General features: G+C 43.3%; 22 protein-coding genes and 1 pseudogene. 10 read left to right on the top strand and 13 right to left on the bottom strand.

Features of this window, described 5'->3' with window-relative positions; translation table 11 throughout:
- Nucleotides 1-34: 34 nt before the first annotated feature.
- On the bottom strand, nt 35-550 hold the full coding sequence (locus GVY04_03410) for an NYN domain-containing protein (protein ID NBD15209.1): 516 nt from the start codon (nt 548-550) through the stop codon (nt 35-37).
- 450 nt (nt 551-1,000) lie between these two features.
- Between GVY04_03410 and lnt the strand changes: the two genes are divergently transcribed.
- Entirely contained in the window at nt 1,001-2,608 is a 1,608-nt protein-coding gene (gene lnt / locus GVY04_03405) for an apolipoprotein N-acyltransferase (protein NBD15208.1), read from the top strand.
- Between the two features lie 144 nt (nt 2,609-2,752).
- A pseudogene (locus GVY04_03400) lies at nt 2,753-3,004 on the top strand (ADP-ribosylglycohydrolase family protein).
- Nucleotides 3,005-3,038: 34 nt separating this feature from the next.
- Here GVY04_03400 and GVY04_03395 read toward each other — a convergent pair.
- Complete coding sequence (locus GVY04_03395) at nt 3,039-4,244, bottom strand: transporter substrate-binding domain-containing protein (GenBank protein ID NBD15207.1); 1,206 nt, start codon at nt 4,242-4,244, stop codon at nt 3,039-3,041.
- 238 nt (nt 4,245-4,482) lie between these two features.
- Here GVY04_03395 and GVY04_03390 point away from each other — a divergent pair, with 238 nt between their 5' ends.
- From GVY04_03390 to GVY04_03375, 4 genes are all read left to right on the top strand, one after another.
- Nucleotides 4,483-4,899, top strand: coding sequence for a hypothetical protein (locus GVY04_03390; GenBank protein ID NBD15206.1), 417 nt, complete (start codon nt 4,483-4,485; stop codon nt 4,897-4,899).
- 279 nt (nt 4,900-5,178) lie between these two features.
- Nucleotides 5,179-5,379 carry a hypothetical protein gene (locus GVY04_03385; protein NBD15205.1) on the top strand — a complete coding sequence of 67 codons (201 nt, stop codon included), beginning with the start codon at nt 5,179-5,181 and terminating at the stop codon, nt 5,377-5,379.
- Nucleotides 5,380-5,579: 200 nt separating this feature from the next.
- Nucleotides 5,580-5,816 (top strand): DUF4351 domain-containing protein, encoded by a 237-nt coding sequence (locus GVY04_03380; GenBank protein NBD15204.1) that lies wholly within the window; start codon nt 5,580-5,582, stop codon nt 5,814-5,816.
- Nucleotides 5,817-5,904: 88 nt separating this feature from the next.
- Entirely contained in the window at nt 5,905-6,501 is a 597-nt protein-coding gene (locus tag GVY04_03375) for a Uma2 family endonuclease (protein ID NBD15203.1), read from the top strand.
- Here the strand turns inward: GVY04_03375 and GVY04_03370 are convergent.
- The 3 genes from GVY04_03370 to GVY04_03360 all read right to left on the bottom strand — a co-directional run bounded on the left by GVY04_03370 (nt 6,486) and on the right by GVY04_03360 (nt 10,195).
- On the bottom strand, nt 6,486-7,778 hold the full coding sequence (locus GVY04_03370) for an O-antigen ligase domain-containing protein (GenBank protein ID NBD15202.1): 1,293 nt from the start codon (nt 7,776-7,778) through the stop codon (nt 6,486-6,488). The genes GVY04_03375 and GVY04_03370 overlap by 16 nt on opposite strands.
- Nucleotides 7,733-9,136 (bottom strand): hypothetical protein, encoded by a 1,404-nt coding sequence (locus tag GVY04_03365; protein NBD15201.1) that lies wholly within the window; start codon nt 9,134-9,136, stop codon nt 7,733-7,735. Before GVY04_03365 ends, GVY04_03370 begins: the two co-directional genes overlap by 46 nt.
- Before the next feature lie 78 nt (nt 9,137-9,214).
- The gene (locus GVY04_03360) at nt 9,215-10,195 is read right to left on the bottom strand and encodes a glycosyltransferase (GenBank protein ID NBD15200.1); all 981 of its coding nucleotides are present in this window, start codon (nt 10,193-10,195) and stop codon (nt 9,215-9,217) included.
- Nucleotides 10,196-10,284: 89 nt separating this feature from the next.
- On the opposite strand from GVY04_03360, the gene GVY04_03355 reads away from it, so the two are divergent.
- The 4 genes from GVY04_03355 (at nt 10,285) to GVY04_03340 (ending at nt 15,226) form a co-directional block, all read left to right on the top strand.
- Nucleotides 10,285-13,596 carry a response regulator gene (locus GVY04_03355; GenBank protein NBD15199.1) on the top strand — a complete coding sequence of 1,104 codons (3,312 nt, stop codon included), beginning with the start codon at nt 10,285-10,287 and terminating at the stop codon, nt 13,594-13,596.
- Nucleotides 13,589-14,458, top strand: a complete 870-nt coding sequence (locus GVY04_03350; GenBank protein ID NBD15198.1) for a response regulator — start codon at nt 13,589-13,591, stop codon at nt 14,456-14,458. The genes GVY04_03355 and GVY04_03350 overlap by 8 nt, the downstream gene beginning before the upstream one ends.
- Before the next feature lie 75 nt (nt 14,459-14,533).
- Nucleotides 14,534-14,827, top strand: a complete 294-nt coding sequence (locus tag GVY04_03345; GenBank protein ID NBD15197.1) for a hypothetical protein — start codon at nt 14,534-14,536, stop codon at nt 14,825-14,827.
- Nucleotides 14,828-15,226, top strand: coding sequence for a PIN domain-containing protein (locus tag GVY04_03340; GenBank protein NBD15196.1), 399 nt, complete (start codon nt 14,828-14,830; stop codon nt 15,224-15,226).
- Here the strand turns inward: GVY04_03340 and GVY04_03335 are convergent.
- The 8 genes from GVY04_03335 to GVY04_03300 all read right to left on the bottom strand — a co-directional run bounded on the left by GVY04_03335 (nt 15,215) and on the right by GVY04_03300 (nt 23,135).
- The gene (locus GVY04_03335; GenBank protein NBD15195.1) at nt 15,215-17,575 is read right to left on the bottom strand and encodes an NACHT domain-containing protein; all 2,361 of its coding nucleotides are present in this window, start codon (nt 17,573-17,575) and stop codon (nt 15,215-15,217) included. The genes GVY04_03340 and GVY04_03335 overlap by 12 nt on opposite strands.
- A gap of 66 nt (nt 17,576-17,641) precedes the next feature.
- On the bottom strand, nt 17,642-18,400 hold the full coding sequence (locus GVY04_03330) for a Uma2 family endonuclease (GenBank protein ID NBD15194.1): 759 nt from the start codon (nt 18,398-18,400) through the stop codon (nt 17,642-17,644).
- Nucleotides 18,401-18,599: 199 nt separating this feature from the next.
- Complete coding sequence (locus GVY04_03325) at nt 18,600-19,334, bottom strand: Uma2 family endonuclease (protein ID NBD15193.1); 735 nt, start codon at nt 19,332-19,334, stop codon at nt 18,600-18,602.
- Nucleotides 19,335-19,375: 41 nt separating this feature from the next.
- Entirely contained in the window at nt 19,376-20,425 is a 1,050-nt protein-coding gene (locus tag GVY04_03320) for a polysaccharide export protein (protein NBD15192.1), read from the bottom strand.
- Nucleotides 20,425-21,252, bottom strand: coding sequence for an ion transporter (locus tag GVY04_03315; GenBank protein NBD15191.1), 828 nt, complete (start codon nt 21,250-21,252; stop codon nt 20,425-20,427). The genes GVY04_03320 and GVY04_03315 overlap by 1 nt, the downstream gene beginning before the upstream one ends.
- Nucleotides 21,253-21,270: 18 nt before the next feature.
- Nucleotides 21,271-22,299: an AI-2E family transporter gene (locus GVY04_03310; protein NBD15190.1), complete on the bottom strand. Its 1,029-nt coding sequence runs from the start codon at nt 22,297-22,299 to the stop codon at nt 21,271-21,273.
- 12 nt (nt 22,300-22,311) lie between these two features.
- A complete protein-coding gene (locus GVY04_03305; GenBank protein NBD15189.1) occupies nt 22,312-22,494 on the bottom strand; it encodes a hypothetical protein in 183 nt (60 codons plus the stop codon).
- Between the two features lie 86 nt (nt 22,495-22,580).
- A complete protein-coding gene (locus GVY04_03300; GenBank protein NBD15188.1) occupies nt 22,581-23,135 on the bottom strand; it encodes a response regulator in 555 nt (184 codons plus the stop codon).
- Nucleotides 23,136-23,168: the final 33 nt, after the last annotated feature.

The raw sequence follows: 23,168 nt of genomic DNA, 5'->3' as shown, positions 1-23,168 counted from the left end.
TCTAACAATTAAGCACACTGTTTGATCTTCAATTTTAATCGATTTTCTCGATACTTTCTCGAATATCATTCAGGTCAATATAGCGGTCAGTTGCATTGCGCAGTTCCCGTGCAATCATGCCTTCAGTGGAGACAACCGTAATATGCGTATTTTTTGACCGTAACAACTCAATCGCGCGTTCAAAGTCGCCATCCCCGCTAAATAAGATCACACGGTTATACTGCTCAACCGTGTTAAACATATCAATAACAATTTCTATATCTAAATTTGCCTTTTGGGAATAGCGCCCCGAGACATCATCATAATATTCCTTTAAGATTTTTGTCCGTACTGTATAACCTAAACTAATCAAGGCATCACGAAAGCCTCTTTGATCTTGAGAATCTTTTAATCCGGTGTACCAAAACGCATTGACAAAACTAATCGTCGGTTCATTTTTAAAGTAGTCTAAGACACGCCTCGGATCAAAAAACCAGCCATTTTTTTGTTGAGCATAAAACATATTATTTCCGTCCACAAAAATTGAGAGACGGTTCGGATTACAATTCATAACAAAAACACTAAATATTTACAATAAATTGAGCACAATCTAGTAACTGTAAAATCTTACTTCCGCTAAGCAATTTGCCCAGCAAAAGCAGAGTTCTTCATGCTTCTAATATCCCTAGATTTAATCTAGACTCAACAGAAGCTCAACTGTGCCAGGGAATTAATACATAATAAAAGTGGTAAGCCCAATTGCTATCACTGGCAGCAAAAGCCGTTAGTTAGATAAAAATTACGCTTAAATAAAATGAAGATAATTAGAGACATTTAGAGGCAATAAGTAATAAATTTTTCAACGGAATAGAAGCAATAATAAATTAATAGAAGGCTAACCTTCTAAACTAAAATATAAAAATTGACTTCCCCCTTAGGAAGCAAGGGCAAAGCGTCAGTCAAATCTGACTAAAACGTTCCCTAATCCATAATACCTAATTTTTTTAAATAGAGGAGAATAATGTTGCCGAAAATATCGCAAAAACTGAGTCCATTCCCCTTTCCCTGGCTGATTTGCCTTTTTGCAGGCATTTTGATGGGAATAACTTGCGATCCAGTCAATGCTTGGTTTTTCGCCTGGATTGCTTTTGTTCCGTTATGGATCTGGGTCATTCAGCAACAGCATTTCCAGATTAAACAAATTATACCCGCCCTCACTTTCGCGATCGGTTATTACGGAGTGACTCTCTTTTGGATTACGGGCGTACACCCGATGACTTGGATGGGCGTTCCCTGGTTCAACAGTTTGCTGATTGCAATTGCTTGTTGGGTTATTTTGATCGTTTGGGGAAGTGTTTTAGTCACCGTATGGTCGTTGGCAATGATATTTTTAAATCGTTGGCTGTATCATCCCTTACAACGAGTTGTTATTGGAGTGACTCTCTGGTGCAGTTTAGAAACCCTCTGGAGTTATACGCCCCTCCATTGGACAACCTTCGCTTTCACCCAAAGTCCCTATAATCTTCCAATTCTGCAGCTGCTTTCTATTTCTGGAACCACGACGGTTACCGCAGCAATTGTTGGCTTTAATGGCTTAGTTGCCGAAGCGATCCTCCTCAACTATGGAAGGAATTCGTCTCGTCTAGCTGGCGGGTTGATGAAAGGCGCGATTGCCTCTGGCAGCGCCCTTTGGGCGATCGCGCTGTTAGTCACTTTACATCTTGCCGGTTGGTTACTCTATCTGCAACCCGTGGAAACCTCTCAAAACCAAGCGATCCGCGTTGGCATTATTCAAGGGAATATTCCGAATACCATTAAACTCTATCCCGAAGGTTGGCGCAAAGCGATCGATGGTTACACCACAGGATATATTAACCTTGCCCAAGCCGGTGCTGAAGCCATTCTCACCCCAGAAACTGCCTTGCCCTTCCAGTGGAGACAACAAGTGAATCAGCGTAGTTCCTTCTATCAAGCGATTTTAGAGGAAGGCGTTCCGGTATGGGTCGGGGCATTTGGCAGGAAACAAGGGCGGATGACGAACAGTTTATACAGCATTGGTGCCAACGGAGAAACTCTGAGTCGGTTTGATAAAGTCAAGCTAGTCCCCTTAGGAGAATATATCCCTTTCGAGGACTGGTTAGGAAAAGTGATTAACCGCCTCTCTCCTCTCGACTCGCATTTAGCGAAAGGAGATCCGGATCAAACGTTTCTCACGCCCTTCAGTCAAGCAATTGTTGGCATCTGTTACGAGTCGGCTTATGGCGAACACTTCCGCCGTCAAGCTGCCAATGGCGGCGAATTTATTCTCAGTGCTTCCAATGATGCTCACTATAGTGAAACCATGCCCGCCCAACATCATGCTCAAGATATCATGCGCGCCATTGAAACGGATCGCGCAATGGTTCGCGCCACCAATACGGGGTATTCCGCCATTGTCGATCCGCGAGGCAATACCTTGTGGTTATCCGACATGAATGAATATCAAACCCATCTGGGGACGATTTACAAACAACAAACAAAGACATTATATGTTCGTTGGGGAAATTGGTTAAATTGGGTTTTATTGGGTTTAGGAATCATGATCATCATTAAGAGTGCTGCAACAAATAAACCATCCATAATGTCTTGAAATTTCCCTAAGCAGCCTATAGCTACTGGATGATCATTTTCTTGGATTACTCTAAGAATTTTAGGCAAGAGAGAAGCTAACACTAATTGGGATATAACCACAAAGACACAAAGAACATAAAGAGGAAAAAACAGAATTCTATTTATGGTTTTAGGGGCAATTACTGGGGATATTATTGGTTCAATTTATGAATTTCCCCTGAACAATATCAAGACCAAATCGTTTCCGCTTTTTCAGCCGGAAAGTTGGTTTACTGATGATACAGTTCTGACCGTCGCGATCGCGGATGCACTTTTAAACAATGAAAATCACACCCAAAAATTAAAAGAATACTATCACCGCTATCCGAAGGCAGGCTATGGGGGAAACTTTCAGCGTTGGGCGGCTTCTGATCAACCTTTTATCAAGGAAATTCCTACTTAATGTATATCTATGGAGACTCTGTGGCAGAATTAATCCCCCGTAACCAGCGATCAGTAATACTGTTGAGGGTGCCATCTTCCCTAAATTTGACAATTGTTAGGTTAAGCGGAACGCTAAGGGGGCTATCATGCGGTAAGACAAAGCCAAGATTTTCTTCATTAATCCTGAAATCAACAAGTTGTAACGGGACATCAAGATGCTGGGATAAATAGTATTCAAGAGTGGGACGGCCAAAAATCGCGCCATCGGTTTTTCCTTCAACCACCAGTGAAATGGCCTCTTCTAAGCTAGAGCATTGAACTAGTTTTGCCTGATACTCCGCCGCCCAAGTTTCCCCCGTTGTTCCGGTCACCACAGCCATCCGTTTCCCTCGCATGTCTTCTGGCTGAGTTAAGCGATCTGCTGGAAGCTCTGACAGGGCTAACGTAAATGCAGATGCTAAGCCTCCAATGAGAGAGGAGACAGCAATGAGCGAAATCAGCATCCAGATGCCACTAATCAACCGCCCGTAAGAAGTTTTCGGCGTCTGATCACCGTAACCAACTGTTGTCAGAGTAACCAAGGCAAACCACATGCCACTGGCGACACCACGGAGATAGTGTCTCGGAAATTGCTCTGGGTTTTGACGACGTTCCGCCAACCATATCCCATTACCGACTAAAAACAAGCAAATGAGCAATGCCCCGACAGAAGAAAGCGCTGCCTTGGTAAAGAAGGGTCTGACACGATTCCAAATGGTTGGGGATCCTTGTTGAACAACGACTCCCAAACTAGAAACGAAAAAAGGTTGCGTGAAGTTAACTTCTTGTAACCGTTCAGCGGTAATGGTAAAAGGTCCGACCAATAAATCTAACTCACCTGTAGCAACCGCATCTAGCGCATCTTGAGTTTCTGTGTACAAACTCAATTCATACTCAAAATTATTGATAAAAGCGATTTCTTCCCAGAGATCAATCACAATTCCACGAAAATTATCATTTCCTCGTTGAATCAGAAAGGGAGGTGTGCCACCAACGCCAACTTTCAGCACTTGCGATGCATTTTTTTCCTTTCTTAGCTCATCAGTTTCTTGAGCCACAGGAAATGATTCTATATGATTCAAGGTTGGTTGTGCTTGTGCCGCAACAGATGAAAAAGCGAGAGAAAGAAGCCAAATTCCTTGCACACCAAATCTGACTAAACCATTGAACCTATTCTTGTTTTGAACGATCACGCCCTATCTCCAGACACCTAATTTTTCTCTGAGCAAGATTGCGATTTACCCTGATTGCACTGTTTCAGTAGCTTTAAATTGGGCAACAATTTCACCAGAAGTTCCTACCTATAAGAATCAGGGTATCATCTTCCGTACTTTTTTTACTTGCCGAATATTGGTTTAATTATCTTTATTACTTCTTCCAATGATCAACTTCTTTAAAACTAAAATTCTTCCTTGTCGATCCACTCAACTATTGATCAAAACTTTTCTGAAATGGCAAAAAGATCAATGTTTAGAGATGGGAGCGGCACTCTCTTACTATGCTCTATTTTCTCTATTTTCTATTTTTTTAGTGATTGCTAGTATTTTAGGATTCTTGCTGGGACCAAACACCCATATTTTCTCCAAGATACTTGCATTTACTCAGGATTCTCTCCCTCCAGAAGCCGTTGGTCTAGTGAGAGGAACCTTATTGAAATTGAATAATCAAAGTATCACGGCAGGTGTGATTGGATTCCTGCTCATGTTTTTAACAGCGAGCAATATATTTGGCGCCCTTGATCGCTCGGTGGATAAAATCTGGAAAGCGGATGATGATCAGGCAAAATCTCATACCGTAGTGTCAACTGCCTCACGGGGTGACAACGAGTCTAAAGCCCTTGCTGTATAATTTTCATGGCTCTCAAGCCTCTTTGATAAAAGGGAAGTTTATTGACATTTAAGCTCATCAATTCTTCTATACCATCTTGCTTGGACAAAAGTTTGGGCAATTATCCAAACTTGACCATATAACCCTCTTTTGTCACTCCTGGGAAAGAATTTCTGACATAGAGTACTGCAATAAATAAATTATCCGACTATAATCAAGGGGATATCATTCATGGATCGATGAAAGGCTGATGAACGCAAACCCAATTGAATTGAACTCACCGATTTCCTGAAATCTCTATTGAAAGAAACAGCGCAACAATTAAAGGGCAGCGAACGCCGTCAGTTGATGGCTAAAATCGTCAAAGAGTTGGGAGTCGGAGGTCAAACCCGAGCCGAAAGGGAACTGGGATGGAATCGTGGCACCATCCGGAAAGGGATGAAAGAATTAACGAGTGGGAAAGCGATTGAAGATGCTTTTCATCGTCGAGGACGCAAGTGAGTCGAATCAAAACTCCCGAATTTATGCCAAGACATGCGCTCGATAGTTGACCCAGAAACTCAAGCCGACCCCACCTTAAAAAGTGAACGACTATATACTCGCCTCAGTGCTGCTCAAGTGCGTCGTCAACTCATCAAACAAAGTAGCTTTCGGATGACTTTTTTCTTGGATTACTCTAAAATAAAGATGAGGTAAGGAGAATGGTTGAGCTAGTTCCTTTTAACCAAACACGGTTTTATCGAGAAGTGAAAGAAGAAGCCCGTGAAGAGGAGGCGCGATCGCTGGTAATACGATTATTATCCCGTCGATTTGGAGAAGTTCCTGCACCAATCAAAGCTCAAATTGAGCAGCTTAACCTTGAACAAACCGAATCTTTAGCAGAAGCCCTGCTGGATTTCAGCGCGATCGAAGATTTATCGGCTTGGTTGCAACAGTAGGTTAGCATACTCCTATCCTCTCAGGTGACAGGTAAAGGTGCCGAATGTGGATTATGATTAGAACCATCAATGCTAGGGAAAGTTAGTCGTGTTCACCGATTTATTGAATCTTCCCCTCGATCGCGATCGCGCAAGTCATGGGGATCAAACTCTGAGTCTCTCTGGTATGACTTGGGAGGATTATGAAAGGTTAACTGAAGAAGATTTTGGCTATCGCATCTCTTATTTGAATGGAGTAATAACAATTGTGTCTCCCAGTAAAAATCATGAGAGGGTAGCCGAGGTGATCAATGGTTTAATTAAAACTTACTGTCGCAAGTATCAGTTAGCTTATTTTCCAATGGGGGCGACGACTTTAAAAAATCCTCCTTTAGCCGGAAAAGAACCCGATCATAGCTTTGCTTTTGAAACAGATCAATTAATTCCCGATTTAGCAGTGGAAGTTACTTATACAAGCGGTGGTGTGGCGGATTTGGAAAAGTATCAATCCTTAAAAGTCAAGGAAGTTTGGTTTTGGAACGACAATGAAATTACTTTTTATCATCTTGTTAATGGGACATATCAAAAAATAGAGGAAAGTGTTTGCTTGCCAAAACTAAAAGCTGATTTCTTGGTTACCTTTATTAATCGCGGATTAACAGAAACACCACTCACGATTGAGGAAGATTTTTATTCTTCCTTATGATGACGGACAAAGGGATTCCGTAGCGGTTCTTTAAAAGCAATTCCCAGCAGAACTAAACCGGGCCAAAATAAATAAGCAAGAATTTCTAGATTTTCGCCAAAAGTGTAGAGGAATAAAATCAGAACGATGCTGAGTCCTACCCGCGCAATGGAACTGGCTTGTCCTTTGACGACCATCTCTAGGAAACTCCACACCATCGGTATTGCTAACGCTAAAAATCCCACTAATCCTTTCACAAATAGCAAACCGTACCAACTGTGATGAGACCCAATGGGCATATATTCCACTAAATGGGGACCGCGTTCAACAATGCCATGACCCCAAATCGGCGCTTCATTCCGCCATCGTTCTAAGGCAATGCGACCCAATGTGTTCCGAACCCGTGTGGAATCCGCCCGTGCTGCTTTGAAGGCTTCCCAAAAACTGTCTGCAAATTGAATCATCATGGGGGCAAAAACTCCGCTAATGGTAGAAGCAAATCCAATTAAAAACAGCAGAAACGGTCGCGTCAGACGGCTTAAACCCCACGTTATCATCGCCACAGAAACTAACGCCACTAACGCCAGTCGCGACTGAGAAATTAAACACATCATGACACTGCCAACTAGCCCAAACCAGCGCCATTTTGGATCGGTTTCTTTCAGGGCAAAAATAAAGTAGATATTGGCAACAAATCCTAAAGCGGGTGCCCAGGGGGTAAACAGTCGCCAACGGGGGGTTCCGCTACTGGGGTCAATTTCATACAAACTAAGCGCGAAAAATTCGGGACCAGGACCACCAATGGCTTGGAGGGGAGAAACAAAGGGCGTTTCAGGGAGATTCAGCAGGTAGGCAAGGAAAAAGATGGGGAACAAGAGAATGGTTTGGAAACAAAGCACACAAGCTGCTCGATACAGGATTTGAGGACGGATTTGTAAGCAACCTAAGAGCGGAAAAATTGCCATTAATGCCCATCCTTTTGCCCAACCAATGGAAGATTTAATGGTTTTTGCCATTCCCAAGTCAAAATTAAAATGACCCGCGATTAACGCCACTTCCATAACCAACATTGCGATAATCCAAACCCAAACCCCAAAAGGAATACGAATCTTTTTTTCTGGGGGAAGATCATCTTGTTGTAAAAATAATTTGAGCGCAAGATAGAAAAAGAGAATCCACGCTAAAACCGGACCTAAAACATACAGTCCGCCTACTAAATAAAACGCATACGTCCAAACAATGGCAATCCAGATTAGACGCTCTTCAAAATTTTCTGGAGTAAGGGTTTCCTTAGCCATAGCAAGATTAAAGCAGTGGAAATAAAAAATGTTCCTGCCCCTGCCCCTAAAAAGATAAACTTTTTACTAGGAAAGGTGGGTTCTTCCGGTAATGTTGGCGCTGCTAACATTTGTACTAAGGGATAAGAGGCATAAATATCTAAATTGCCAATATTAGAACTTGCCAGGGCAGAACTAAACTCGGCTTCTGCGATTTGTAAATCCCGCTTCAGTTCCCCTAAGGTTGCCACTTGTTCGGATAAGCCTGAAAGTTGCGCTTCGAGTTGCTGGATTTGGTTTTTTAGGGCTTGGGCTTGGGAGGTAATTTCGGCTTGGCGCACCCGACTGGAAATCAAGTCTCGAAATAGAGTTCCCCGTTGGTTATCTTCAGGATTAAGATTGATAAAACGCAAGATTTTTTCTTCTTCTTCTCCGATGAGGGCTTTTCCTTGTTCCAGCATGGCTTCCCGTGCTGCATCGCGTTTGGTTCTTTCTTTGATAACACGGGGATGATTAACCCCCCAACGAGACAGATAAGTGGAGAGAGTTGCTTCTGCTTGGGAATAGTCGGCTAAATGCTTTTGGAATTGCTGATCGTTTTGCAGGATAAAGGCATCGGCTGCGAGTTCTGGGGAAATCTCCATGTTTTCCGCGAGACGAGAGGCTCTGGTGGTTGCGCCTTCTTGCTGGGCGAGGAGTTCAGCTTGCTGTTGTCGCAGTCGTTCAATGGTCAGGGCAAGTTCTTCAAATTGAGCATTGGAAACGACACCAGACTGAGATTGATATTCCACCAGGCGCGATCGCGCGGTCTCAACTTTCTTCTGAAACCGTTCAATGGCGGAACGATAGCCTTCTTCTCGTCTTGCCAGTTCATCCGCCCGGGCTTGTTGCAGTTGTTGCCGAAACGCATGATCCAGCGCGATCGCTTTTTCCCGTGCTTCTGTGGGACTTCCGCCTGCAATCTCAAAATACATTAGTGAAGTTTGATCCACCAGTTTAATGCGCGGTTCTCCAAACTCCTCACGAGTAAGATCTAAATCACTGGCAGCGACTTGTAAAACCGGACGACTGCCAGCAATCATTTTGTAGGTGACTTTCGGGCTAAGTTCGCTTCCCGCATAGGGAGAACTGGTTGCAGAAGAGGTTTGACCAATATCTTGCAGATTAACACTTGCCCCAGCACCCGCCCCCGGCAGAATCAAGATCCACTCACTGGTGTAACTAGGAGGAATCGCTTCTAAAGCAGCGATCGCGCCGAGCCAAATCGCACTATTGGTCGCAATAAAAATCACTCCGTAGCGTAACCAACGCCAAGATTTACGCTTTTCCTGTTTCCACTCACGAGGGGGAAGGGCAGATTGTTCAGTTTCCAAAACCATATTGTTTGCCCTGAGCGCGTTTGTTCACAAATCAAGTATCAAGTGGATCATCTGTTTTTTTTTAAGATAACAAACTCTTTATTCTGAAAGTAATTCTGTGAACAGTTGTTCCCAAGCGGAAAGATGCTGTTGCCAAGCCTTTTGTACGGATGAGCGTGCTTTTTGCCCTAAAGTTTGGCAATCGAGATGAGGAAGTTGCGCGATCGCGCTTGCCCACTTTTCCACATCACCCACCGGAAGCAATATGCCGTGGTCTTGGGCTTGTTCTTTTAAGCCATCCACATCAGAGACGAAAACCAGCTTTCCGGCTGCTTTTGCTTCTAAACAGGTTAAGCCCCAAGGTTCCCATCGCGAAGGAACTACAACCGCATCAAGACTTTTGAGAAAAGCCGGAACATCTTTCACCGCGCCCACAAATTCAACATTCGGCAATCCTTGGGCTAACTGTCTTAATTCTGCTTCCTGACTCCCGATTCCTCCTAATTTAAGGGTGACTGGTACATCTTGAATCTCCCGCATTGCCCGAATTAAAATATCAAATCCCTTCTGAGACGAAAAGCGACCATAAGCGCCTAAGCGTAGAGGAAAAGAAGCGGTATGTAACGGTAAGGTTAATAACTGATCTAAGTTTCTGCTGGCGGGAATCACAGTGAGTTTTTTGGCAGAAAGGAGTTGATTGGCTTCTAACCAACGACCTTGTTCATGGGAAACGGCAACAACACGATCAACTAAAGCATAAGAAAAACGCAACATCAGGCGAAAGCGGTTGGGAAAAGGAACATTAAATTGTTCAAAGCCCTGGCAATAGTGATGTTCTTGAATAATAATTTTTAATTGCCGAAAGCGCGATCGCAGCCAGAATAAATTCAAAAGCCACCGCCAATTCGAGGCTTTATGAATAACTAGCATCTGAGGTTGCCATTGCTGAAGTAACGGGTAAACTTGACCGCTACTGACATGAATCTCATACTTTTGTGTTAAATCAGAATCAGTTTGGCTATCCAAAACGGTTTTGATGCCTCCCATTTCCTGATCGCCGAGCCAATGAAGAATTTTCACGTTTCCAGTCAACTTCCCAATCTTCTGTCTAGAATCTAATCAGTCGAACCTCACCCCATTTCACATTATTCCCACTTAGTCCCGAATTTATGAGCACTGACCGCAACAAAACTTGGAGTTTCGGAAAATTAGAAGTCCTGAACAGGTTAACGACTCCAATTTGGATTTTTGATTTGACTCAGAAGCAATTGCGGTGGGCAAATGACGCGACCCTTCGTTTATGGCAGGTTGAAAACCTAGAACAATTGCTGAAAAGCCAAGACCACCTGTTTCCAGAAAAATACGATCACTATCTTTGTTACCAAGAGCGACTCAAGACTGGAGAAATCATTACCGAGACACGGGAATTTTTCATTAAAAATCATCTCCTTCGCCTCCATTGCCACTATAGCCAAGCGGGGATTGAACTGGGAAACGGCGCAATTTTAGTAGAAGTCAAACAAGTCGAATCTTTAGCTCAAGAACAACCTCAAGGGGAAGCCAAGGGAGAAACGATCAATCAAGAAAATATGCGATCACCTGCCTTGGCGCAAGAGTGTGTCAATTGGGATATCCAAAATGCTCAAGAAGCGAGAGAGCAACTACGCGCTGTTTTGGATGCAGTACCGGGTTTGATTTCTTGGATGGACTGTCATTGCCGTTATATCGGTGTCAACCAGAGACTAGCCGAGGCATTGAACTTATCAGTCCATGATTTTATTGGGCAAGAAGTCGGCTTCATTGGCAATAGTTCAGAATTTGCACAAGCGATTCGAGACTTCGCTGCAACTAACCAGCGAGAAATGACCTGCGAAATTATGACCCAAATGGCAGGAGCACCTCGCTATTATCTTTTGGTAGCGCGCAAATACCAAAATAGGCAAGGAATTGTCTCTGTCGGAATTGATATCACTGCCTTAAAGCAAACTCAAGCGCGATTGCAGACCACCAGTTCCCGTTTGAGTGCTTTGATTGAGAACTTGCAAGCGGGAGTCATAGTGGAAGACGAGTTCCGACAGATTGCCTTGGTCAACCAGCAGTTTTGTCAAATGTTCGGAATTGACGCTCCCGCCAGTGCTTTGCTGGGAACAGATTGTTCTCGATCAGCAGAGCAATCGAAAAGATTATTTACTGAACCGGAGAAATTTGTAGAGGGGGTTGCTCGCCTCTTAGTCGCACAAGAAGTAGTGGCAGGAGAACAGTTAACCCTTGTTGACGGTCGCGTTTTTGAGCGAGATTATATTCCAATTCATGTTGAGGAAGAATATCGGGGACATCTGTGGCAGTATCGCGATATTACAGAGCATCAACAGGCAAAAGACATCTTAAAAAGCCAACTTCAACGCTCCTTACTCCTAGGACGAATCACCCGTGAAATTCGCTCTTCCCTTGATCCGCAACAGATTTTTCAAGTCGCCGTAGAGCAACTGGGTCAGTCTTTGAGAGTCAGTCGTTGCAATATCTACACTTATAGCAGCCAACCTCATCCCCATCTCTCTTTAGTGGCAGAGTCTCTACAGCAGGGAGCTTGGTCGGTTGCACACTTAGCTGGGAACATTCCCATCCAAGGCAACGCTCATGCGCAACAAGTTCTTGCTGACGATCGCGCGATCGCGTCTCCCAATGTTGATCAAGACCCCCGATTGCAGTTGATAACAGGTTTGTGTCAGCAAATGAATCTCAAGTCCCTACTCGCCGTTCGCACCTCCTATGGAGGAAAACCCAATGGAGTCATCAGTCTTCATCAGACAGATCGCTATCGGGATTGGAGTGAAGAAGAAATTGAGTTAGTTGAAGCCGTAGCCGAACAAGTGGGAATTGCCCTTGCGCAAGCCCAACTGCTGGAACGAGAACGCCAACAACGCCAAGCCTTGGAACAGGCAAAGCAGGAAGCAGAAGCAGCGAATCGTGCTAAAGATGAATTTTTAGCGATGATGAGTCATGAAATCCGTGCGCCTCTCAATGCTGTATTAGGAATGACAGGTTTGTTACTCGATACCTCTCTTGATCCACAGCAAAAAGAGTTTGTAGATACCATTCGCTCCAGTGGGGATGCGTTATTGGCGACGATTAACGATATTTTAGATTTCTCCAAAATTGAAGCGGGAAAACTGGAGCTAGAAACCTATCCTTTCCCCCCAAAATCCTGTATTGAGGAAGCGGTTAATATCCTGAATATCACCGCAGAAGGAAAAGGAATCACCCTCACCACAGCAATTGATGCCTCCGTTCCGGCAATGATTGCGTCTGATGCAACACGGTTAAGACAAGTCCTCGTTAACCTGATTGCCAATGCGATTAAATTTACGGATCAAGGGGGCGTTCAAGTTTTTGCAAAGGCAAGTTCCTTCCAAGATCAAACCTGTGAAATTGAATTTGCGGTTCAAGATACAGGAATTGGGATTTCCCCAGAACAACAGCAACGACTTTTTGCCCCCTTTAGCCAAGCTGGGGTAGCAACTGCACGAGAACGCGGGGGAACTGGCTTAGGGCTTGCCATTTGCCAACGGTTGGTTAATGCAATGGGAGGGCAAATCTGGGTTACTAGTGAATTAGGAGAGGGTGCTATCTTTTATTTCACCATTCAAGCCCCGATTGTTAAGGAAGCAGTCAGAATTGAATCTGATTCTGAACTCAATTCGGGAGAGGAAACGGATCTCGCCCTTTCTTCACTACGGGTTCTACTCGCAGAAGATAATCGAGTGAATCAGCGCGTTGCATTATTGACCTTGCAAAAATATGGGGTGAGAGCAGATGTTGTGGGGAATGGGCTAGAAGTGTTAGCTGCCTTACGTCGTCAAGTCTATGATGTGATTCTCATGGATGTGGAAATGCCAGAAATGGATGGTCTTGTCACGACAAAACGAATCAGAGACAGTGATTTCGCTTCTCCCTACATTATTGCTCTAACTGCTTATGCGACTTCAGAACATCGAGAGCGTTGCATCCAAGTCGGGATGGATGATTATTTAACAAAGCCTCTTCGTCAAGCCGAAATGATTTCCGCCTTAAAGCGAGCCTGTGGTCAGATTGCGGATGCTTCTATTTCCACGCAAGGGCAACCCGAAAGAATCATTCTAGACCATGAAATTCTCAATGGGATTCGGGAAATGGGCGGAAGTCATGGCAATCAGATTTTAACGCAAGTGATTGAGGAGTTTTTAGAAGATTTACCGCAACAAGTCAAAGCCATTGAAAGCGCGATCGCGCAACTCGATGCAGAAGCCCTCAGAAAGTCGGCTCACTCTCTCCGTTCCAGTAGTGCTAATTTAGGAGGAATCGCTTTATCAGAATTCTGTGCAGAGTTAGAACGTTTGGCTCAAGCGGGCGAAGTCACTTCTGGAATGAAACAATTAGATCAACTTTACACCGAACGCGATCAACTCAAAGCACTTTTAAGACAGGAACTTGCGAATGGATGAAAATGCTTCACTCCCAGTGATTTTGGTAACGGATGATGATCGTTCTACGCGGTCACTTTTGCGGTTTGCCTTGGAAGAAGAAGGCTATCGGGTCATTTTAGCCGATGATGGGGAGCAATGTTTAGCCGAAATTGCGCGATCGCTGCCTGATATGATTCTGATTGATGCCGTGATGCCGGGGATTGATGGCTTTGAATGTTGTCGTCGCGCCCGAAACCTGCTTGGTGCGGAAGATATTCCGATTTTAATTGTGACGGTATTAGATGATAAAGAATCTGTAGATAAAGCCTTTGCTGCGGGTGCAACAGACTATATTACAAAGCCGATTCATTGGGGAGTATTACGTCAACGGGCGCAACGTTTATTAGCAGCACACCGTACCTTAAAAGAAGCCAGACAAGTGGCAAAATGGGAAGCCCTTTTCCGGGAGTTGGTGCGAAAAGAAAATAATCAGTTGGATTCCCCAAAAGAACATTTGCAGACCATAATGGTGATGGCACAGGAAGCTCTCCAAGCAGATCGGGTGCTGATAGAAAAAGAAGGAGAAATTATTGCCGAAGCGGTTGATTCAGAGTTAGCAAAGGGGGAAAGTGCTGCTCTTAAATACTTATCCTTGCTGTCTCAAGAAGAGAGAATCGTAAGAGTTGATGATGTCGCCAGCGCAGACTTACCCCCAGCCCTAAAAACTTCATTTAACAGTGCAGGTGTGCAAGCCCTGTTAAGGATTTCGATACGAGTGCAGGGGCAAATTTGGGGCGGATTACAAGCAGAACAAAAAACAGCGCGATCGTGGTCAGATGTAGAACGTTTTTCTGATTTAGCAGATGCTCTCGCGATAGTCATAGAGAACAGTGATTTATGAAGTCCTGTAGCCAGTGTTAACCTATAAAAAAGGGTTTTTTATTTCTGAATTATTTCAAGATCAAGGTGTTAGAACATGAGTCAAATTTTAAGTTTAGAACTCAGTGATGAACTTTATACCAGCCTCAAACAGCAAGCCGAAGTTTTTGGTTTATCTGTTCAAGAATTAATTGTCTCTTCTCTTATGGAACAATCCAGTCGTAATCAGTCCGAACGTTCATTAACAGTTGCAGAAAAAGAAGCTGTGCGCGAACGTTTCCGTCGTCATGCCGGTTCAATTGATTTGGGTTATGCAACAGGTATCGATAACGAAGGAATTGATGCTGATTTAGCTAGAGCCTATGATAGTAAGGATGATCTGGGAGAGTAAGTGTTACTTTTAGATACATCAGGTTTACTTTGCTACCTCCATAAAAATGAGCCTCAACATAAAAAGGCTGTTCAACTCTTAAATCAAGCAAATCAAAGTCTAACTCATAGCTATGTTTTTGCAGAACTGATTGCTCTTGCTCAAGTCAGACGGTTTCCACGATTACCTACTTTGAATTTTATGAATGACTTATTGGAAAACCCAGACATTGAAGTTATTTGGGTTGATGAATCATTAAATCGAAAGGCAATTACGCTATTGATGGCAAGAAGAGATAAAACTTATTCACTTTGTGATGCTGTCAGTTTTATTTTAATGCAAAACCATGGAATAACAGAAGCCTTAACAACTGATCGTCATTTTGAACAAGAAGGTTTTCAAGGTTTGTTAATTAATTGATGATAACCGAGTTAATTCATCTTTTTTAGGGAGCAGTAACGTTTCCTCACTTTCCTTTTGTATTTCTGGTGCAATTTGACACTCATTCCGCAAACATTCCATCAAAAATAAATTCCCCTGATAATATCGCTGTAATTTATCCTGTTGTTCTGGTGTAAATTGCCAATCATGACCGATTCCACGACACTCAATCATCATCACTTGGAATTGCTGCACCCAATTTTGACCCTTCTCTTGCCACCATTGCTCTAATTTTTCTCGTCCCATTTCTAAGTCTGGAAGTTGATATTTGAGAGATTGCAAAGATTGTTTTGTGGTTTCATCGAGAGAAAACGAACGTTCAATATCGAGGGTGAATTCTAAATTTAGAATTTCCTCCATATTTGGTGTTTTTGCCAAACTCGAAGCAATAGATAAAGCCCGAACTAATGTGCGATCTAATGCTAATTCAGAGGGGAGTTCTTCTCCTAAATTTTTATCGATCGCAAGAGCAAGTTTTAAATCTCGATCTTGAAATAACGTAAAATAAAATGCTCTGGCTGCTGCAGGTTGACAAGACGTTTTTAAGGTCTGAACCTTTTCATCGAGAGAGGCGAGAAAGGCTTGACATTGGGAATCCGTTTCTAGAATGTGATTAATTTCTTGTTGAATTCCTGATAGTAAAAAGGTTGCCTCAGGAAGCATACTTCCTGTTAAAGCAATAACGTTGCGCCATTGCGGATCATGAACTCGACTGGCTAAGGCTGCTGAACCTTCTTTTAAGCCTACTGTATCCATGCGGGCGACAATTCCAAGGGCGGTTAGGTATTCTTGAAAGGTGATATGAGAGAAGGAATAAATTGCTTTGGCACGTTCTACCAGTAAACCATGTTGCAGCGCGATCGCGTTGAGAACTAATTCACTCTCTCGCCATAAAGTTTCTGGATCAGTCTCAAAATTTGGTAAAGTTTCCCCATCGGTTGCATTCAAACGGACAATTTCTGTATTCTCTGAGGCTAAAGTCTTCAAATCCGCAGCAATTAAGCGCACCACTTCATTTTTTTCAAACGCATAATGTCCTTTTTCAAAGGTTGCAGTGGCAATATTGACCAGCAGTTTTAACTTTCGTGATACGGATAAACGGCGATACACTTGTTCCCGTTGCACCCCTCTCGCTTCATCCCAACGACTCAATAAAATATCTAAACCCACTTGATACAAGCGCGATCGTTTTTTAGGAAAAGTATCTCGCTCTGCAAAAACTGAACACAGCAAATCTAATAATATTGGTGTTACGGCAAGTTCTCGCAACGGCTGATTATTGTCCCGTCGCAATTGTTCAAGAAAGCGGGTTGCTTTGGCTTTCTCTCCTCCAGAATTGGCGATAAACCACTTCTGAGCAAAGGTATCAATCTGGGTTGCATCAAAATCAGCGATTTCAACGTAGGTAAAGCCTTTAAATCGGTATAGTTGGCTGGAAATGCGACAAGTAATGAATATAGGGTTTTGATAATAGGTTTGAGCAAAGGCTTGAATCTGATTGACAACTGTTGGTACGTGCTGACTCGGAATTTCATCTAACCCATCTAGTAGCACTAAAAGATTCCCTCCTCGCAACAAGGTTTCCACTTGTGCTTGCGATAAGGAAAGATTTTGCAAGGGTTGCGCGATCGCGCTGAGAAGATTAAATTCGGTTTGGGATTGATTGAACCAATGTCGTAGTTGCAGAAAAACTGGGACACATTGCGCTCGGAATTTTCCCTGAATACATTGTGTCGCCAGATGCTGTAAAAAAGTTGTTTTTCCCGCCCCGGGTTTCCCTAAAATAAAGACTTTATCAGTGCTTTCCGCCAAGCGATCACCGCCAACCATCTCTCCGGAAAAGCGCAAAAAACTCGCTCGTTTCTCCTCGGTTGCAACCACTTCTGAAGTTTCCAGCCATCTCTGATTACTCGGTCGAGTCAGAAATTGAAGATCAGTATAAACTTCTTCTAAGGGACGAGGACGACTCATATCCAGAGACGATTGCAACTGACTGCAACGGGCTAATATTGAATCTTGAGAGCGCGATCGCGCAACCTTAACTAAATCATCGCAATCATTAGCCACAGTTGAGACTTCCTCAGTTGTGGCAGAAGGCGCTTGCTGTGGCGATTCGGTAATCTCTTGCCATTCCAAACCAAGAAAAAAGCAAATATCAATAAAAATATACCGCTCGATCGGTCGTCCCGTAAAAAATTTCCAAACCGATTGTCGGGTTTGTAACCCCACTTCATAAGCGAGGGCTTCTTGAGTTAACCCAGTTCGATCAAAGGCACGTTTTGCCTTGATTTGTCCCACCTCCGACGCTTTTAGGGATCGCTTTGCCATAGAAAAAGTCCTCCTCTATGGTGATCCTAACCGAAGTTGTTCGCCTGTGAGCTAGAAATCAATAACTCAAGAATGATTCTCCAAAACTTTGTCCACTGGAATATTTAAAGTTTGTGCAACCTGTTCAGGAGAAAGCCCCATCGCTAGTAACTGGGGAATTGCTTGTTGGATTGTACCTTCTGCTGCTTGAGCACGATTTTCTGCTACCTGAGCGCGATCTTCTGCTGCCTGAGCGCGATTTTCTGCTTCTTGGCGCAACTGTCCCAACTCCACAAAAGTATAAAACCTTTCGCCATCGGGACGGTAGATAACTAGGGTATCCGGATTCAGATCAAAGCGAATTTGTAAACGAGGACTTACCCAACCTTGCATTGACTCAATCACCTTTAAGTTCTCTCCTGAACGGATCCAACCGGTTAAATCCACTCGCTCAGGGTCATAAAGATAATACTCCTCAACGCCGAAACGCTCATAAAACTCCAACTTTTGCATCATTTCCGTCAGGCGATTACCAGGGGAGAGCACTTCAAAGACCACTTGCGGGGCAATATTATCTTCCTCCCACTGTTTGTAAGACCCCCTGTCCCCTTTCGGTCTCCCGAAAACGACCATGGCATCTGGTGCTCTGCGTGTTTTATTATCTCCTTCGATGGGATACCAGAGTAAATCCCCCGCCACGAAAACCTCTTCCTTGTCAGCGAACAGTAACTCTAGATTCTCTTTGATAACGACAATCCAACGAAACTGCTGCGTATTCTCCGCCATCGGTTGACCATCACTGTCGGGGTAAATAATTTCAGGAGCAGAGGTCAGTTCTTGTACCATCGTTGTTACACTCACGCTTCAACTTCCTAACTGTATTGTAGGGCTTGCTGAAGAAATTGCTTAATCCAAGACAGATTATGGGTTTCACCCTTAAGGTTGACTAAAAAAGTGCAAGGAAACTACAGATCAAACGGCAAAAACCTGACATTTTTGTGGGAATGCAGAGTTGGTTTGCTATGGACTTACGCCCTCTCAAGAGTCACCTTGTCTCCAGAACTTTGTCCACTGGAATATTTAAAGTTTGGGCAACCTGTTCCGGAGAAAGCCCCATCGCTAGTAACTGAGGAATTGCCTGTTGAATAGTATTCTCTGCTGCTTGAGCGCGGTTTTCTGCTGCCTGAGCGCGATTTTCTGCTTCTTGGCGCAACTGTCCCAACTCCACAAAAGTATAAAATCTTTCGCCATCGGGACGGTAGATAACCAGGGTATCCGGATTCAGATCAAAGCGAATTTGCAAACGAGGACTGACCCAACCTTGCATTGACTCAATTACCTTTAAGTTCTCTCCTGAACGAATCCAACCGGTTAAATCCACTCGCTCAGGGTCATAAAGATAATACTCCTCAACGCCGAAACGCTCATAAAACTCCAACTTTTGCATCATTTCCGTCAGGCGATTACCAGGGGAGAGCACTTCAAAGACCACTTGCGGGGCAATATTATCTTCCTCCCACTGTTTGTAAGACCCCCTGTCCCCTTTCGGTCTCCCGAAAACGACCATGGCATCTGGTGCTCTGCGTGTTTTATTATCTCCTTCGATGGGATACCAGAGTAAATCCCCCGCCACGAAAACCTCTTCCTTGTCAGCGAACAGTAACTCTAGATTCTCTTTGATAACGACAATCCAACGAAACTGCTGCGTATTCTCCGCCATCGGTTGACCATCACTGTCGGGGTAAATAATTTCAGGAGCAGAGGTCAGTTCTTGTACCATCGTTGTTACACTCACGCTTCAACTTCCTAACTGTATTGTAGTTAAAAAATCCAATCGATAATAATCGAAAATGGCGATAGAATATCAGTGATGGTTCTGGAGACATCTCGGGCATTTGTCACCGTCGAATCATAGCAAGCAACGGCATCACCGGGCATCAATAAGGGATTTTCGTTGCTATCTCCTGGTTGTTCGAGTAAAGTTTCAATATCGCGCTCAACCGAACGAGTTAAGCCAGTAAGCCGATCCGTTCCTACGAGTAAAACTTTGCGATCGGCATTGGTGGCTTGGGTTCCCCCAGCGCAGTTGGCAGCAACTACCGCTTGCGATAAACGGGAACCATAGGGAAAACGAGTGGCATCACGACCAATGGCTGAGTTGGCATTACTATTAGCCGGAATTGTCAAGTTAGACAGAAAAATCCGAATCCCTGGTGGTGTAATTTGAGACGGACGAGCCAATTCATCTTGAAAATAGCCAACGGTGGGAACTTCAACGCGATCGCCGCTAATGAGGGGGATATCTTCAACCCTCTCCCCAGAAAACACCCCAGACAGGTCAAATATCTCTACAGTCTGCCCTCGAATCACTCGAATTTCATCCAATTTGGCATCCGGTCGTATCCCACCTACGGCTTGTAAGGCTGAGGTTAAATAACGCCCTTGTGGGTTATCGCCAGAAACAAGATTCTGTTGACTAGCTAATTCTTCAGGAGAGCGATTATTAATCAAGATTCGCCCGGGTTCAAAAACAGCACCAGAGACAGTAATTGGAACCGGGGCGCGTTCTAAGACCAGCACGCTCACTTGTAGAAACTCCGGCTGAAAAAATCCTTCTTCAATCAACATCCGAGTTAGTAATAATTCCACAATTTCTGGTTCTAAGCCCCGCACGGGTAACGGATCCAGATAGGGAATGTTAATTTCCCCTTCAACATCAAGTTTGTAAGTTCCGCTAAATTCTTCTCCTTCAGGGATTAAAACTCGAATCTGATCCCCCGAAGATAAAGGCAGCGCCCAACTTGGCATCGCTGTCATCAGCGCGATCGCTGCTACTGGCAAACTCGATATTAATCCGCCAATTACACTCATCAATCTTTCTGAATTGCTTTACCACAATGGGGACAAACACTAGCATTTTCTTGTTTTCTTTTGGCTTTACGCGCTTGTAACTCTTCCGAAAAACCTGAAGCTAAAATTCCAGCAGGCAAGGCAAATAAACCAATCCCCAAAATAGCAAGAATTGCTCCTAAAATTCTTCCAATCAGAGTAATCGGATAAACATCACCATAACCGACTGTTGTTAAAGTAATGGTTCCCCACCACATTGCTTCCGGAATACTCGAAAACGCTTCCGGTTGGGCTTGATGCTCGGCAAAATAAATTAAACTTGACGCGATCGCGAGAAGAATGGATAATACAAATAAGGAGAGAATAAGCTCCTCTTGTTTTAACCGTAGCACCTGCACCAAAATTGTTAAAGAATCCGTATAACGATTTAACTTGAGGACGCGAAATAATCGGAATAGCCGCAACGCCCGACCCACTCGCATCTGAGGAGATAGGAGTGGTAGATAGAACGGAATAATGGCAAGTAAATCGATTAAAGCCAGTGGCGTAATCATGAACCTTAATCGTCCCCAAAGGGGATGTCGATAGGATTCTTTGACCGTGCAACTCCAGACCCTCAGGATATATTCAACCGTGAACACAGCCACGGAAAAGATATCAAACGCTCGAAACCAGAAAAAATATTGTTCAAATAATGAGTCAACGGTTTCTAGGGCAACAGCAATTAAATTTAAAAAAATTAATCCCAGAAGAAAAATATCAAAATATTTACCCACTGCATCTTCTGGTTCGGCTAAATCCAAAAATTTATCAACTCGATATTTCAGGGGCGAGCGTGAGTTTTTCATAAGTGAGTATTGATCCCATTAAGATTTAACTTCCCATCGATCAAGAACATCTTTAATCAAAACTTCTTGCAACCAAATTTGCAAAATAACCGTTAAAGGGAGGGCAAGAAATAACCCTAAAAATCCGAAAAATGTGGCAAAAAAGACTTGTGCTAGTAACGTAAAAGCAGGAAATAAAGACACCTGTTGTGCCATTACTAAGGGCGTGACCAACCCTCCCTCGACCTGTTGGAGAACAATATAAAAGAGTAAAACGGCTAAACTTTTCCAAGGCGCATCTAGCAGCGCGATCGCCATTGGCGGAATCACACTCAAAACCGGACCAAAGTTCGGAATAAAGGTTAATAATCCCGTTAACATCGCTTGTGCTAATGCTAAATCAATATCGAGTAATAACAGCCCAATGAAACTTAGCACTAATAAGAAAACAATACTAAATAAAGTACCCACTAACCATCCTTGCAACGCTTGTTCGCACAAGATTAATATTTCATCAACCCGGCGACGATAAAAGGAAGGAAATAGACGAATAAAGCTTTTTCGATAGGGAGTTGGGTCAGCAAGAAGCATAATGGTTAAAACTAACACCAATAAAATATTCAAAATAATCCCCACTGAGGTAGAGAAAAAGGTAAAACCTCCTCCGAGTAAACGATTATATAAGGGTTGAATCTGTTGGGAGATTTGGGTGAAGTTCGGGAGTAACTCTAAAAGTTCTGGCGAAAGTCTTTCCTCTAACAAACTTAACCAACTATTGAGTTGATTAATGCCTTTTGGAACTAAGTCGATTAATTGCTGTAACTGCTCAAAAAAAGGCGGGACAATCACCCACACAAACGTAATAGCGGCTGAGAGCAAAACTAATACGGAAAGAAAAACAGCATAACTCCGTCGCAATTTCAATTTTTGAAATTGCTTTACCAGCAGATTCAAGGCATTCGCAATGACTACTGCTGTAAATACAAGTAAGAGGAGCTGTTTAATTTGCCACAGAATATATAACGCAACTGTGAGGGCAACCACTCCCATCCATTTCCCAAGCGTCATGGTAATGAGTCCTTACGATTCAAATTTTAGAAATCTTTGCCATAACACGATACCTAGGGCAACAATCGGAGTAAAAACAATACTAATGGCTAACCAACCCACAGGTTGACTTTCAACATAGGGAGCGATCAACTTAATCAGTACAGAAACGACCGTTGAAAAAAGAAACACTTTGAGAATAAAAACGATTTTCATAATTATGCTCACCTGAATTAACTTGGACTAAGTTGAGTCTAATTTCACTTAGCCAACGTCCCCTTTCAGAGGCGCCATTGGCTTCCTTAACCCATTTTCTTCTTGATAAAGTTAACCAATTGATGCATTTGTTTGCGCAATTGATCAATTTGACCTTGCATCGTTTGGACTTGTTCAGTTAACTGAGCAACTTGGGCTTTCAAAGCAGCAACCTCTTCTCCATCTTGACCTGATGCTGCTGGTGCTGCAGAAGCAGTTGTCTTCGCTTTGCGAGTCACTTTAGTTTTTGCCTCTTTAATTGCTTTGACGAGTTGTTCTCGTTCAAAAGGTTTCTCCACAAATGCAAACTCTTCAAATGGCTCGGAAATTTTTTCAGTAACTTCCTCTTTCCGTCCCGACATTAAAACTAAAGGAATGGCTCTTAAATCGGAGCTTTTATGGATTTCTTGATACACTTCCCAACCACTTTTCTTGGGCAGTAAAAAATCCAAAATAATTAATTGCGGTTGCTCGGAATGAATTAAGTCAAGACCTTCTTGCCCATCTCGAGCTTCAATAATTTGAACATTATCAGAAGGCAACATATCCTTGACTCGCATTCTGATCATTCTGCTGTCATCAATGACCAGTATTTTTTGCATCTTGAACTTGCTCCTTACATTGAAAACATCATG

It is taken from the genome of Cyanobacteria bacterium GSL.Bin1, from assembly GCA_009909085.1.
Lineage (GTDB): Bacteria > Cyanobacteriota > Cyanobacteriia > Cyanobacteriales > Rubidibacteraceae > Halothece.
The sequence above is the reverse complement of the archived record's forward strand: the minus strand, read 5'-3'. Positions and strand labels throughout refer to the sequence as shown.